Origin of the sequence: Curtobacterium sp. ISL-83 (genome assembly GCF_018613895.1) — a bacterium.
Classification (GTDB): domain Bacteria; phylum Actinomycetota; class Actinomycetes; order Actinomycetales; family Microbacteriaceae; genus Curtobacterium.
On the sequence record NZ_JAGGPH010000003.1, the window covers coordinates 162,593 to 176,820 of the forward strand.

At 71.5% G+C, this 14,228-nt stretch carries 9 protein-coding genes; 7 read left to right on the plus strand and 2 right to left on the minus strand.

Translation table 11 applies throughout. The features are described 5' to 3' along the window. Positions 1-32 precede the first annotated feature (32 nt). Positions 33-2,402 (minus strand): S8 family serine peptidase, encoded by a 2,370-nt coding sequence (locus tag J7E22_RS02245; RefSeq protein WP_214978445.1) that lies wholly within the window; start codon positions 2,400-2,402, stop codon positions 33-35. 78 nt (positions 2,403-2,480) lie between these two features. Here J7E22_RS02245 and J7E22_RS02250 point away from each other — a divergent pair, with 78 nt between their 5' ends. The 4 genes from J7E22_RS02250 (at position 2,481) to mfd (ending at position 8,804) form a co-directional block, all read left to right on the plus strand. After that, positions 2,481-3,527 (plus strand): hypothetical protein, encoded by a 1,047-nt coding sequence (locus J7E22_RS02250; protein WP_214978447.1) that lies wholly within the window; start codon positions 2,481-2,483, stop codon positions 3,525-3,527. A gap of 231 nt (positions 3,528-3,758) precedes the next feature. Further along, on the plus strand, positions 3,759-4,376 hold the full coding sequence (locus J7E22_RS02255) for a 50S ribosomal protein L25/general stress protein Ctc (protein ID WP_214978449.1): 618 nt from the start codon (positions 3,759-3,761) through the stop codon (positions 4,374-4,376). A 44-nt stretch (positions 4,377-4,420) separates the two neighbouring features. Further along, on the plus strand, positions 4,421-5,002 hold the full coding sequence (gene pth / locus J7E22_RS02260; protein ID WP_214978452.1) for an aminoacyl-tRNA hydrolase: 582 nt from the start codon (positions 4,421-4,423) through the stop codon (positions 5,000-5,002). A 190-nt stretch (positions 5,003-5,192) separates the two neighbouring features. Then, complete coding sequence (mfd, locus tag J7E22_RS02265) at positions 5,193-8,804, plus strand: transcription-repair coupling factor (RefSeq protein WP_214978454.1); 3,612 nt, start codon at positions 5,193-5,195, stop codon at positions 8,802-8,804. Positions 8,805-9,160: 356 nt separating this feature from the next. On the opposite strand, the gene nhaA is transcribed toward mfd, so the two are convergent. Continuing rightward, positions 9,161-10,339 (minus strand): Na+/H+ antiporter NhaA, encoded by a 1,179-nt coding sequence (gene nhaA / locus J7E22_RS02270; RefSeq protein ID WP_214978456.1) that lies wholly within the window; start codon positions 10,337-10,339, stop codon positions 9,161-9,163. A gap of 132 nt (positions 10,340-10,471) precedes the next feature. On the opposite strand from nhaA, the gene J7E22_RS02275 reads away from it, so the two are divergent. From J7E22_RS02275 to eno, 3 genes are all read left to right on the plus strand, one after another. Continuing rightward, complete coding sequence (locus J7E22_RS02275; protein ID WP_214978458.1) at positions 10,472-11,206, plus strand: MazG nucleotide pyrophosphohydrolase domain-containing protein; 735 nt, start codon at positions 10,472-10,474, stop codon at positions 11,204-11,206. A gap of 345 nt (positions 11,207-11,551) precedes the next feature. Continuing rightward, on the plus strand, positions 11,552-12,796 hold the full coding sequence (gene hisS / locus J7E22_RS02280) for a histidine--tRNA ligase (protein WP_214978460.1): 1,245 nt from the start codon (positions 11,552-11,554) through the stop codon (positions 12,794-12,796). A gap of 96 nt (positions 12,797-12,892) precedes the next feature. After that, the gene (gene eno, locus J7E22_RS02285) at positions 12,893-14,176 is read left to right on the plus strand and encodes a phosphopyruvate hydratase (protein WP_214978462.1); all 1,284 of its coding nucleotides are present in this window, start codon (positions 12,893-12,895) and stop codon (positions 14,174-14,176) included. Positions 14,177-14,228 lie beyond the last annotated feature (52 nt).

Genomic DNA, 14,228 nt, shown 5'->3' on the forward strand with positions numbered 1-14,228 from the left:
TGCGGGCGGAGCGGCCTCGTGGTGACGGACGGTCAGTCCTGCGCCCGACGAGCGCGACGCCGTACGAGGACCATGCTCAGCCCACCGATCGTCAGCAGCACGAGCGCGGCGGAGGCGATGGGGACGACCTCGGCGCCGGTGAAGGCGAGCGCGCCCTGGTGCGCCGTGCCGGCAGCCTCGTCGTCCGCCGTTCCCTGATCCGTGATGCCTGCGTCGGCATCGCCGCCGACCCCAGGGGGCTCGGTGTCGTTGCCGGGGTCGGTTCCGTCATCGTTGCCGGGGTCGGTCCCGTCGCCGTCGCCGTTGCCGGGGTCGGTTCCGTCGCCGTCGCCCGGTCCCGAGCCGTCGCCAGGGTCGACCACCGGCGGCTCGGGGTCGTCGCCGACCGTGAAGCGGACGGGAGAGGCCGAGGCAGATGTCCCGTCGACATGACGAAGCTCCGTCTGCAGCTCGTAGGTCCCGTCGGGCACGCCGGAGACGTCGACGTGCCACGCACCGTCCTGCAGCAGCCAGCCCGAACCGAGCGCGTACCCGCCGAAACCGGTGTGCCATTCCGTCTCGAAGGCGTTCTCGTCGCCCGACCGTGCGACTGGTCCAGGGATGCGGTGCGTCCGGGCGCCGTCCCGCACCGGGGAGATCGTGAACGACAGCTCCCGTTCGGCGGTCCCGGTCCCGGTGATCCTGAGCACGCCGTCGTGTCGACCGAGGGTAGTGTCCGGCCGCGGACTCGTCACGGTCGGTGCGTCGATCGTCGCACCGACGACCTCGATCTCGACGTCCTGCTGCCCGCTCTGGGCGCCGTGGACCGTCAGGGTCCTCGTGCTCGCGGGGGTCGCGGCTGTGAAGCGCCCGTCGATCCGCACGCGCCCTCGCTCGTCTGCCGTCGTGCGCGGGGCGAGCAGCCCCTCACCCTCGAGTGTCACCGTCTCGCCCGGGCTGTAGTTGACGCCGAGGACCGTGAAGTCCTTCCCGGCGCGGACCAGCTCCGGTGCCCCAGCGACCGCGCCCCGCTCTCGGTCCTCGGCAACCGCGGCGAACGCGTTCACCAGTCCGGCCCCCGAGTCGGCCGGAGTGCCGAGGTCGATCGCTTGGTCGCGCAGCATCGCCCGGACCTCGGCGGCAGACGCTTCCGGGTGCACCGAGCGCAGCAGCGCGGCCACGCCTGAGACGTGCGGCGCCGCGAACGACGTCCCGTCGACCAGCGCCCATCCACCGATGACGTCGCTCGCGGTTTGCTGGCCTGGTCCGCCGATGTCGATCGACCCCTCGCCGTGGTTCGAGAAGATCGCGCGTGGGTAGCCTGCGGCGTTGCGGAGTGCGGACACCGTGACGACGGCGTCGTGCTCGACGGGGTAGGAGCGGCACCCCTCGGAGACGTCCCGGCGGAACTCCCTTGGGCCGTCGACAGGGCTGAGGTTGTCGACGGTCTTGTGCGCGAGGTCGTACGACTCGTTGCCGGCGGCTGCGACCATCACGACGTCTTCGCGGTCGGCGTGGTCCATCGCTCGACGCAACGCCTCAGCCACGGGGGCCTGGTCGGGATCGCCGTCACACCAGAAGTGCCAGGGGTACACCCAGTAGCTCGCCTGCGCGACCTCGAAGCCGTGGCGCGCTGCCCACATGTAGGCGCACAGCGACGACTCCGCGTACTGGTCGATGCGGACGGAGGCGAGCGTCACCCCCGGCGCGACGCCGACGATGCCGGTGCCGTTGTCGGCGGCGGCGACGACTCCCGCGACCGCGGTCCCGTGCCACGGGGTCCCGACCTCCTCAGGACCCCAGGCTGCGGGGGACTGGTCGGGGAGCCCGTCCGCGGAGCAACCCACCGACAGGGAGGGGTCGACCTGTCCCGCGAGGTCCCGATGCGTGACGTCGATGCCGCTGTCGATGATGCCGACGACGACGTCCTTGGACCCCCGCTCGATCGACCGGGCGGCCGAGGCGCCGATCGCGTCGTTCCCCCACGACCCTGTCTGGCCGGGGTCGGCGGGCAGCTCGGCCGCGGTCTCCGCCGACGATCGGGGCGCGTTCCGGCGCATCGCAAGGAGGGGGCTGGTCCGCGTCGGGCCAGCGGACTGCACCCCTATGGAGTCGCGGATGCGAGCGAGGAACGCAGCGCGATCAGACTGCGCGGTCACGACGCCGATCTCGGGGTACGTGCTGAGCACCGAACCCCCGGCGGCCTCGACGGCCCTGGTCGCCGTGTCCACAGCGCCGGCACCGGCGGCGGTGTTCACGACGTAGTTCATTCGGTCGCCGTCCTCGAGGTGCAGACCGGAGCGCCCCGTCGGGGTGGCCACCGCTGCTGAGGCGAAGAGGGGGGTCAGGCACAGGGCACCGACCGCTGCGGCGACGGCGGCGGCAAGTGGTCGGCGATGAGGGGGATGGCTGCGATGCTGCATGGAACTCCATTCTCTGAAATAGATATATGAGTGTAGGGTCTGATGACGCCGCGGGAGACGCCCGGGCATGCTGGCTCTGTGGAGTTCGCGGAGGTGGCGAGGGAATTGCTCCTCGTCGCGCCCGCGGACTTCGTGCGGGAACGCACCGCCCGGCAGCGGGCGACGCGCGGCGCCGACCGAGCCCTCGCGACCGCGATCGGGAAGCTCCGGAAGCCCGCACCCGCGGCGTGGGTCATCGACCTCCTGGCCCACGAGGGCGCCCTCGATGACGCCGTCGCCCTCGGACCCGCCCTGCGCGAGGCACAGGCCAGCGCCGACCCCGGGCAGATCGCGACCCTCCGGCGCCAGCGCTCGCAAGTGATCGACGCGCTCGCGCAGGCCGGGGCAGCGCTGGCCGAAGACGCCGGACACCCGCTCACCCCGGCGGTCCTCGACCAGGTCCGGGCGACGATCGAGTCGGGGATGGCGGACCCGCACGCCGGTGCCGCGATCCGATCGGGATTGCTCCTCCGGGCGCTGGAGAGCGTCGGCTTCGAGGACGTCGACCTCGACGATGCGCTCGCCGACCCGGACGCGGTGCCCGAGGCCTGGCGGGGGAGCGACGCGCCTCCGATCCCGATCACCGCGGCGAAGCGTGCACGACGCCGGTCCCGTGCCACCGGTCCGTCCAGAGGGACAGACGCAGCGACCACCGCGCCAGCAGACGAGCCGAGCGCGGACGCCGAGCCCGCACCGGACGCCGAGCCCCCGCGGGCCGACGACGCACAGCCAGATGACGAACCGCCCCTCGACCGCGGCGCAGCCCGCGCCGCCGAGACCGCCGCACGCCGTGCCTCCCGCGAGGCCGACACCGCGCTCGACGACGCGGAGTACGCCCTCGAAGCCGCCGAGGAGCGCCGCGCCGACCTCGAGCACCGCCACGACGACCTCGCCCGTCGTCACGACGACCTCGAACGCGAGCTGCGTGCCCTCGAGCGCCAGCAGCAGGACCTCGAGGACGAGCAGGCCGCCCTCACTACCGAGACCGAACGGCTGGAGCGCGCCCGCGACGACGCCGAAGCCGTGAGCGACCGCGCGCGGGACGACCTCGACGCAGCACGACGCGCCCGCCGCCCCAGCGACTAGAACGCATCACAGGCACGCACACCCCACCGCGACGACGTACGACGCGCCCAACGCGGCCTGGTAGTGTTGCTGACTGACTTCGGCGAGGGCTGCGTACGCGCAGCCGTGATCGACGCAGTGGGAGACCCGGCCCGTCCTGGGAACGCCTCACGCGTGCACGCGTTCGAGTTGCAACACCACAGACCCCATGACGCCGGACCGACGGCGTCGACCCCGAGACCAGGAGACACCATGGCCGAGAACACGAAGCTCCAGGCGGAAGTCCGCACCAAGTTCGGCAAGGGTGCTGCCCGCAAGATCCGCGCGGCGAGCAAGATCCCCGCCGTCATCTACGGGCACGGCACCGACCCGCTGCACGTCTCCCTCCCGGGCCACGAGACGATGCTCCTCGTGCGTCAGGCGAACGCCATCGTCGAGCTCGACATCGACGGCACCGAGCAGCTCGTCCTCGTGAAGGACGTCCAGCGTGACCCGGTGCGCCAGATCATCGAGCACATCGACCTCGTGGTCCTCCGCCGCGGCGAGAAGGTCACCGTCTCCGTGCCCGTCGTCGTGCAGGGCGAGTCCTTCTCCGGGACCATCCACGTGCAGGAAGAGTCCTCCCTGTCGCTGCTCGTCCTCGCGACGGCCATCCCGGAGCACATCGTCGTCGACGTCGAGGGCCTCGAGGACGGCACGCAGATCCGTGCCTCCGAGATCACCCTGCCGGAGGGCGCCGAGCTCGAGACCGACGGTGACGCGATCGTCGTCTCGATCGTCACCCCGCGCGGCACCGCCGACGACGACGCCGCTGACGCAGCCTCCGCCGAGGCGGGCGCCGAGTCCGGCGCGTCGAGCGACTCCGAGTAAGACACCTCCCAGGACATCTGGCCGGCGGTGATGGTGCAGTGCGCATGAGCAGCACGCTGATCGTGGTCGGGCTCGGGAACCCCGGGCCCGACTACGCCGGCAACCGCCACAACGTCGGCCAGATGGTCCTCGACGAACTCGCGGCCCGCATGGGCGCGACGTTCAAGAAGCACAAGACCCCGAACCAGGTCGCCGAGGGGCGCCTGGTGCCCGGCGGCCCGAAGCTGGTGCTGGCCAAGCCCGGCTCCTTCATGAACACCTCGGGCGGCCCGGTCTCGGCCGTCCTCGGGTTCTACAGCGCGTCGCCGGACGACCTCGTCGTGGTGCACGACGAGCTCGACCTCCCGTTCGACACCGTGCGGCTCAAGGGCAGCGGTGGGCACGGCGGGCACAACGGCCTCCGCGACATCATCAAGGCGACCGGCACGAACGAGTTCGCCCGCGTGCGGATCGGCATCGGCCGACCCCCCGGGCGCCAGGACCCGGCCGACTTCGTGCTCCGGGACTTCTCGCCCACCGAGAAGAGGTCCCTGCCGAACCTGCTGGCCGACGGCGCCGACGCGGTCGAGGCCATCGCCGAACTCGGCCTGCTCGGGGCGCAGCAGCGCATCCACGCGCCGTCCTGACGCCGCCACCGACCACCGTTCGCTGACGCCCCTCCGCCCTGGCACGCGACGTCGGGGCCTGGTCCCGGCGACCGGCGTCCGCAGCAGCACACCTCGGCCTGGAGGCGCGCCCGGACCCCGCCCCGCACGTCCCGTTCGCGACGCGCGGACCGGGCAACGGCTGTCGGGGGCCGCCGGTACCATGGGCTGAGTGACGATCTCGGGCATCATCCCTGCGCTCACACGCGCCTCCGCGTTCGATCGCGCCCTCCGCGCCGCGCCTCGTGACGCCGACTTCTCGGTCGTCGACGGCATGCGCGTCCCCCTGCTCGCAGCCCTCGTGGCCGAGCGGCACGGCCCGCAGTGCGTCTTCGTGATCACCGCGACCGGGCGTGAAGCCGAGGCGGTGCGTGACGCCGTCGGCAGCTACCTCCCCGACGCCGACGTCCTCGAGTTCCCCGCGTGGGAGACCCTGCCGCACGAGCGCCTCAGCCCGAGCCCGCAGACCGTCGGCACGCGGATCGCGACGCTCCGCACCATGGCCGCCTGGCAGGACGCCGCTCCCGCCGACCGCCGGACCACGATCGTGGTGGCCAGCGTCCGGGCAGCGCTCCAGCCGATCGCGGGCAACCTGACGTCCCTCGCGCCCGTCGTCCTCACCACTTCCTCCCGCGGCAACGACCTCGGCCAGATCGCCGGTCAGCTCGTCGACCTCGCGTACGCGCGGGTCGACCTGGTCACCCGGCGCGGCGAGTTCGCCGTCCGCGGCGGCATCCTCGACGTCTTCCCGCCGACGGCCGACCACCCCGCCCGTGTCGACTTCTTCGGCGACGAGATCGAGGCGATCAAGGCGTTCTCCGTGGCCGACCAGCGCACGACCGACACCGACCTCGGCTCCATCGAGCTGACGGCGTCCCGCGAACTCCTGCTCAGCGACGACGTCCGGCAGCGTGCCCGCGAGATGCTGCACGAGTTCCCGAACCTGTCCCAGATGCTCGCGAAGATCGCCGAGGGGATCCCGGTCGAGGGCATGGAGTCACTGGCCCCCGCCCTCGTGCAGGACCTCGTGCCGATCACCTCGTACCTGCCGCCGGACGCGACGATCGCGGTGTTCTCACCGGAGCGGGTGAGCGGCCGTGCGCACAGCCTGGCCGAGACCAACACCGAGTTCCTGCAGGCGGCGTGGAGCGCGGCGGTCGCCGGTGCCCAGGCACCCATCGACCTCGACGCCGGCAACTTCCTGACCGTCCAGCAGCTCAAGAACGCCCGCGGGCAGCGCACCTGGTGGACGGTGTCGCCGTTCGACTCCGGGCTCGACGAAGGCGACGAGCAGCGCGTCCTCACCGACGCCGAGGCCGCGGCCGAGGCGGGCGAGTACGTCCGCGTCCGCGCCGAGGCCATCCCGAGCTTCGCCGGCAGCGCCGACGGCGCCATCGCGCACGTCAAGCAGCTCACCGACGACGGGTGGGCCGTCGTGGTGACCGCCCAGGGCCAGGGACTGGTCGAACGGGCGGTGCAGGTGCTCGCCGACGCCGGGGTCGCAGCCCGTGCCGAAGCCGTCACCGGGCCTCCCGAACCGGGTGTCGCCATCGTGACCACCGCGACCGTCGAGCACGGCTTCGCCATCCCGGATCCGCGCATCGCGGTCCTGAGCGAAGCGGAGTTCTACGGTCGGACCGCCCAGCAGGGCGCCCGTACCGTGAAGAAGTTGGCGAGCCGGCGCAAGAACGTGGTCGACCCGCTGCAGCTCAAGCCGGGCGACGTCGTCGTGCACACCACGCACGGCATCGGCAAGTTCGTCGAGCTCGTCAGCCGGGAAGTCAGTTCCGGCGGACGGAACGCCGTGAAGACCCAGCGCGAGTACCTGGTGCTCGAGTACGCGCCGTCGAAGCGCGGTTTCCCGGGCGACAAGCTCTTCGTGCCCACCGACCAGCTCGACCAGCTCTCCCGGTACGTCGGTGGCGAGTCCCCGACCCTGTCGAAGATGGGCGGCTCGGACTGGTCCGCGGCGAAGTCGAAGGCGCGGAAGGCCGTCCGGGACATCGCGGTCGACCTCGTGAAGCTCTACTCCGCGCGGATGGCGTCCCGCGGCCACGCGTTCGGACCGGACACCCCGTGGCAGCGCGAGCTGGAAGAGGCGTTCCCGTTCGCTGAGACGCCCGACCAGCTCACCACGATCGACGAGATCAAGCGCGACATGGAGAGCCCGATCCCGATGGACCGGCTGCTCTCCGGGGACGTCGGCTACGGCAAGACCGAGGTCGCGATCCGTGCCGCGTTCAAGGCCGTGCAGGACGGCAAGCAGGTCGCGGTCCTCGTCCCGACCACGCTGCTCGTCCGGCAGCACATGGAGACGTTCCAGGAGCGCTTCGCGGGGTTCCCAGTGCACCTCCGCGCCCTCAGCCGGTTCCAGTCCGAGAAGGAGACGAAGGAGACCCTCGCGGGCCTCGCGGACGGCACGGTCGACATCGTCATCGGGACGCACCGGATCCTGTCGCAGAGCGTGGCCTTCAAGGACGTCGGACTCGTCATCATCGACGAGGAGCAGCGCTTCGGCGTCGAGCACAAGGACCAACTGAAGAAGCTCAAGACGAACGTCGACGTCCTGGCGATGTCCGCGACGCCGATCCCGCGCTCGCTCGAGATGGCCGTCACGGGGATCCGCGAGATGTCCACGCTCGCCACCCCTCCGGAGGACCGCCACCCGATCCTGACGTTCGTCGGCCCGCAGTCGGACCTGCAGGTCGCGGCCGCGATCCGTCGTGAGCTGCTCCGCGAGGGGCAGGTGTTCTACGTGCACAACCGCGTGAAGGACATCCAGGGCGTTGCGGCGCACCTCGCCGAGATCGTCCCGGATGCCCGCATCGCCGTCGCACACGGGCAGATGGCGGAGTCCACGCTCGAGCAGGTGATGGTCGACTTCTGGGAGCGCCGGTTCGACGTCCTGGTGTCGACGACGATCATCGAGACCGGGCTCGACATCGCCAACGCGAACACGCTCATCATCGACAAGGCGGACAAGTACGGGCTGTCGCAGCTCCACCAGCTGCGCGGACGTGTCGGGCGTGGACGGGAGCGTGGCTACGCGTACTTCCTCTACGACGCCGAGAAGCCCCTGTCCGAGACCGCGCAGGACCGCCTCGAGACGATCGCCGCGAACAACGAGCTCGGCGCGGGCATGCAGGTCGCGATGAAGGACCTCGAGATCCGCGGCGCGGGCAACCTGCTCGGCGGCGAGCAGTCCGGGCACATCGCGGGCGTCGGCTTCGACCTGTACCTCCGGATGATCGGCGAGGCCGTGTCGCAGTTCCGCGGTGACGTCGCCGAGGGGCAGACCGAGCTCCGGCTCGAGATCCCCGTCGACGCGCACATCCCCGAGGACTACGTCGAGTCCGAGCGGCTCCGGCTCGAGGCGTACCAGAAGCTCTCCGCGGCGTCGGCGCCCACGGCGCACCCGGACGCGATCGACATGGTGCTCGACGAGCTCACCGACCGCTACGGGCAGCCGCCGCAGGCCGTGCTCACCCTGGTCGAGGTCTCGCGCCTCCGCCGGATGGCGCAGCAGGTCGGCCTGTCCGACGTGGTCGTCATGGGATCGAACCTGCGCGTCGCGGGCAAGGAGCTCGCCGACTCCGCGCAGGTGCGCCTGAAGCGCATGTTCACCGGCGCCAAGTGGTTCCCGCAGCAGAACGCGACGAGCATCCCGGTGCCCCGCCCGCACGGCGAGGCCCTTCCCGACGACGCGCTCATCCAGTGGGTCGAGAGCATCCTGACCGCCGTCTACGGGGCGTCGAAGTCCCCGGCGGAGGCCTCCGCCGCCTGACGGCGACCGCCCGGCGTCACCAGCTGGCGGACGGGAGGCGCGGTGCGGGTCCGCACCGCGCCTCCCGTCCGCCGTCCGGTTGCCGTCGCGCACGGCTGCGCGCGGACCGGGGTTCCACACGGTGAACGACGCGTGCCCGGGCGGAACCTGCACGTGAATCCGTTGCGTGCGCATCCTTCGACAGAGCACGCGGTGATCGGCGCGCGCATCCTCGGATGATGCACACGCAACCGTTGCGTGCGGATGCTTCGACAACACATGCGGCGAACGACGCGTGGATCGACGAACGATGCTCCTGCGGGACGTCGGCCGACACGTCGGGACCGGCCGCCGCTCCGAGCGCGGACCGTCCGCGGCTACTCGGTCGCTTCGGCCTCGGACAGCTCGTGGCGCGCGCGGTACTGGCGTGCGCGCAGGCTGACGACGACGGCCGACGCGACGATGGCGATGCCGGATCCGACCAGGACGGCGAGCACACCCTCGTCGAGCACTTCTGCGTTGCGGGCGAACGCGAGCTCGTTCATGAGCAACGACACCGTGAACCCGATGCCACCGAGCACCCCCACGGTCACGATCGACCAGAACGACAGCGTCGAGCGTCCGGGACCCCGGAAGGCCCGTGTGGCGATCGACCCGAACAGGGTGATGCCGAGGACCTTCCCGACCGGCAACGCGATCACCACGGCCCAGAACGTGGGGGAGAGCTGCCCCAAGCCGACCGAGGGCAGCACGACGGCGGCCGACGCGAAGGCGAACACCGGCAGCACGATCGCGTTCGACCACGGCTCGACCCGCTCGTGCAGGACGTGGCCGGGTCGTCGGGGCAGCACGAGACCGAGCGCGACGCCGGCGATCGTGGCGTGCACACCCGAGTGGTACACGAGCCACCACGTCAGCACGCCGAGCACGAGGAGTCCGGCGATGAGCGGGCCCTGGCCGCGTCGGCCCGGCTGCAGGCGTCGGGCGAGCACCCAGAACAACGCCACCGCGACGCCCGCTCCGACCAACGCCCCGAAGTCCGTGTCGCGCGCGAAGACCACGGCGATGATGACGATCGCGATCAGGTCGTCGAGCACCGCCAGCGCCAACAGGAACACCCGGAGGGTCGAGGGCAGTCCGCGGCCGAACACCGCCAGGACACCGAGCGCGAAGGCGATGTCGGTCGCGGTCGGGATCGGCCACCCGTGCTGGTACGGCGTCCCGGTGGTCACGACCAGGTAGATGCCGGCGGGGACCAGCACACCCCCGACCGCGGCGATCGCCGGGATGACCGCCGTGCGCGGGTTCGCGAGTTCGCCGGCGACGAGTTCGTGCTTCAGCTCGATGGCGACGAGCAGGAAGAAGACCGCGAGCAGGCCGTCGCTGATCCAGTGCGCGACCGAGAGGTCGAGCCCGACCGCGGCCCAGGGCGCGTGCGCGTCGAGCAGGTGTTCGAGGCCGGGGCCGAGCGGCGAGTTCGCCACGACCAGGCCGAGCACGGCGGCGGTGAGGAGCGCGACAGCGCTGAAGCGAGGGGAGCGGACGAGGGCTTGCATGGTCCTCCGGTGTCGGGGATCGTCTGACGGTCCGTCGACCAGACTTCCCGACACGCCTCGACCATCGTACCGGCTCGGATCTGCCGCCGCCCTGTCGGGGTCGCCCGCGGTGGTGCGTGCGACCATGGCCGCATGACCGCCGTCTCGGACCTCGTCGCCGTCGTCGACCGCTTGCTCGCGCCCGACGGTGGATGCGTGTGGAACCGCGCGCAGACCCACGCCACCCTCGCCCGGTACGCGGTCGAGGAGGCCTACGAACTCGTGGACGCCATCGACGACGGCGACCCGGCTGAGATCCGCGAAGAGCTCGGCGACGTCCTCTACCAGGTGGTGTTGCACGCGGGGTTGGCGGGGTCGTTCGACCTCGAGGACGTGGCAGCTGACGCCCGCGACAAGATGATCCGCCGGCACCCGCACGTCTTCGGGTCGGAGCGTGCCGACACCGAGCAGGAGGTCGTCCGTGTCTGGCGCGCAGCGAAGGCCGCGGAGAAGGCCGCGCGGACGAGCGCGTTCGACGGTGTGCCCCGTGCGATGCCGCCCCTGGAACGGGCGGTGAAACTGCTGGAACGCCTGGAGGAGCGTGGGGACGTGGACGCGGTCGTCGCCTCCGCCACCGCGTCGGTCGGTGCGCGGCACGCGGACTTCGACCCGGACCCGGACCCGGACGCGGTGGCTGACCCGGACGCAGCGGCGCACGCGGTCGTCGCGTCTGGTGCGTCGTCGGGCGGTGCTGACGTGGTTGATGGCGTGTGGGGCGCGGCGGTGCTCGCGCAGATCGCGGCGGCCCGGGGGAGCGGCATCGACCCGATCGCCAGCCTGCGGGCGGCCGTGGCCGCGCTGGAAGCTGCGGGTCGCGCGGCCGAGTGAACGCCCGAGCGGTCGTGGCGGTCGCTCGTCGTCCAGAGGGCTCGTCGTCCAGAGGCACGTCGTCCAGAGGGCAGGGGAGCGGGCGGCCTCCTCACCTGAAAAGGAGAGCGGGCGTCCTCCTAACCCGAAAAAGGAGGACGCCCGCGAGCGGGCAGACGATGTCACCAGGGAAAAGAGACATCGTCATGGAGCCCGCTCGAACCCGCGGGGCACACTGCAGCACGGTGCCCACGCGGCCGGCCAGCGAGTGGATCAGGCACTCGCCCCGCCGGGGTTCTAGATTGAAGATATCAGTAGGTCGGGACGGGTGCAAGTCCGGATCGACGGTCTGCCAGAATTGACCGCATGGCGACGACCGTGACGGCTCCCCGTGGCATGCGTGACTTCCTCCCGGCCGACAAGGCGCGGCGGGAGCACGTCCTGGGCGTGATCCGCAGCGTGTACGCCCGGCACGGGTTCGACGAGATCGAGACCCCCGTGGTCGAGGACGCGTCGCGACTGCACTCGGGCCTCGGCGGCGACAACGAGAAGCTCGCGTTCGCGGTCATGAAGCGCGGACTGACGACCGAGGACCTCCGGACCGCGCCGGCGCCGCTGGACCTCGCCGACCTCGGGCTCCGGTTCGACCTGACGGTGCCGCTCGCCCGCTTCTACGCCTCGCACCGCGCCGAGCTCCCGAGCGTCTTCCGGTCGGTGCAGATCGCCCCGGTCTGGCGAGCCGAGCGGCCGCAGAAGGGCCGGTACCGCCAGTTCGTCCAGTGCGACATCGACATCCTCGGCGAACCCGGGCAGCTCGCCGAGATCGAGCTGATCCGCGCGACGGCCGACGCGCTGGACGCGCTCGGGATCGCGGGCACCACGATCCGGATCAACGACCGCCGGGTCCTGCTCGCCCTGCTCGCCTCGTGGGGCATCACGGACCCCGCAGCGGCCGATCGTGCGCTCATCACCATCGACAAGCTCGACAAGATCGGCCCCGACGGTGTCGCGGCGGAGCTCCGGACGACGACGGGTGCGGCGCTCCCCGGGCTCGAGGGCACGATCCGGTCGCTCGAGTCGGCCGACTGGGAGTCCGTCGCGGGGGCGGCATGGCTCGACCCTGAGGCGTTCGCCGACCTGGAGCGGTTGCACGCGGCGCTGCCGGGGGTGGACCTGCGCTTCGACCCCACGCTCGTCCGAGGGATGGGCTACTACACGGGCACGATCTTCGAGGTCGCGCACCCCGACTTCGGCTACAGCCTCGGCGGCGGGGGACGCTACGACGGGATGATCGGACGCTTCCTCGGGCAGGACGTGCCCGCGGTCGGGTTCTCGCTGGGCTTCGAGCGGCTCGTGGACCTGGTGGCGCTGCCCGAGGTCGCAGCGGCGGACGCGGTCGTCCTCGTCCACGACCGTGACGTCGACCCCGCGCGACTCGCCGACCTCAAGGCGCAGACGCTCGGCCGGCACCAGCGCGTGCGGCTCGAACGGCGCACGAAGAACATGAAGAACCTGCTCGCGGGACTGGCCGAGCAGGGCTTCACGGCGTTCGCTGCGGTGGGCGCGGACACGAGCTCCGTGGAGGACCTGGAGTTCCGTCCGCTCGCGTGAGTTCTCCACACGTGCACGTCACGGTCGACAACGCGTCCACTCGGCCTCGGTAGGATCGAACCCGCATTCACCAACCGAACGTGTAAGGGGTACCCCGTGGCCGTGATCGATGCCGTAGGAGCACGCGAAGTCCTCGATTCCCGAGGCAACCCGACGGTCGAGGTCGAGGTCCTCCTCGACGACGGCGTCGTGTCCCGTGCGCTCGTCCCGTCCGGTGCCTCCACCGGCGCGTTCGAGGCGTACGAGCTCCGTGACGGAGACAAGTCCCGCTACGGCGGCAAGGGCGTCCTGAAGGCCGTCGACGCGGTGCTGGACGAGATCGGCCCGGCGCTCGAGGGCTTCGACGCCACCGACCAGCGCCTCGTGGACGCCGCGCTCATCGAGCTCGACGGCACCGAGAACAAGTCGCGCCTCGGAGCGAACTCGATCCTCGGCGCCTCGCTCGCCGTGGCCCGCGCTGCCGCCGACTCGGCCGACCTGCCGCTGTTCCGCTACCTGGGCGGACCGAACGCGCACACGCTGCCCGTGCCGCTCATGAACGTCGTCAACGGCGGTGCCCACGCGGACACCAACGTCGACATCCAGGAGTTCTTCCTGGTGCCCTACGGCGCCGCGTCGTTCTCCGAGGCGCTCCGGTGGGGCGTCGAGACCTACCACGCCCTGAAGGGTGAGCTGAAGAAGCAGGGCCTCGCGACCGGCCTCGGTGACGAAGGTGGCTTCGCGCCGGAGCTCGCCTCGAACCGCGCCGCGCTCGACTTCCTGCTCGCCGCGATCGAGAAGGCCGGGTTCACCCCCGGCAAGGACATCGCGCTCGGCCTCGACGTCGCCAGCACCGAGTTCTTCGCGGACGGCAAGTACACGTTCGAGGGCAAGCAGCTCTCGAGCGAGGAGTTCACGGCCTACTTCGCCGACCTGGTGCGCGACTACCCGCTCGCCACGATCGAGGACCCGCTGGCCGAGGACGACTGGGCCGGCTGGAGCCACTTCACCGCCGAGCTCGGCGACAAGGTGCAGATCGTCGGCGACGACCTGTTCGTCACGAACCCGAAGCGTCTGCAGCGGGGCATCGACGAGAAGGCCGCGAACTCGATCCTCGTCAAGGTGAACCAGATCGGCACGCTGACCGAGACGCTCGACGCGGTCTCCCTCGCGCACCGTCACGGCCTCACCTCGATCCTGTCGCACCGCTCGGGTGAGACCGAGGACACCACGATCGCGGACATCGCGGTCGCGGTCGACGGTGGCCAGATCAAGACCGGCGCCCCGGCCCGGTCCGACCGCGTCGCGAAGTACAACCAGCTGCTCCGCATCGAGGAAGAGCTCGGCGACGCCGCGGTGTACGCCGGCCGCTCGGCCTTCCCCCGGTCCGCCGCGCTGTAGCACGCAGATCGCTCCACGAGACGCCGTCCTCCTGCCGGGAGGGCGGCGTCTC

What these genes read in the sequence shown, in the direction of transcription:
- nhaA (WP_214978456.1), bottom strand. Translation starts at nt 10,339, where the DNA reads ATGCAAGCCCTCGTCCGCTCCCCTCGCTTCAGCGCTGTCGCGCTCCTC.
- J7E22_RS02245 (WP_214978445.1), bottom strand. Translation starts at nt 2,402, where the DNA reads ATGCAGCATCGCAGCCATCCCCCTCATCGCCGACCACTTGCCGCCGCC.
- J7E22_RS02275 (WP_214978458.1), top strand. Translation starts at nt 10,472, where the DNA reads ATGACCGCCGTCTCGGACCTCGTCGCCGTCGTCGACCGCTTGCTCGCG.
- hisS (WP_214978460.1), top strand. Translation starts at nt 11,552, where the DNA reads ATGGCGACGACCGTGACGGCTCCCCGTGGCATGCGTGACTTCCTCCCG.
- pth (WP_214978452.1), top strand. Translation starts at nt 4,421, where the DNA reads ATGAGCAGCACGCTGATCGTGGTCGGGCTCGGGAACCCCGGGCCCGAC.
- J7E22_RS02255 (WP_214978449.1), top strand. Translation starts at nt 3,759, where the DNA reads ATGGCCGAGAACACGAAGCTCCAGGCGGAAGTCCGCACCAAGTTCGGC.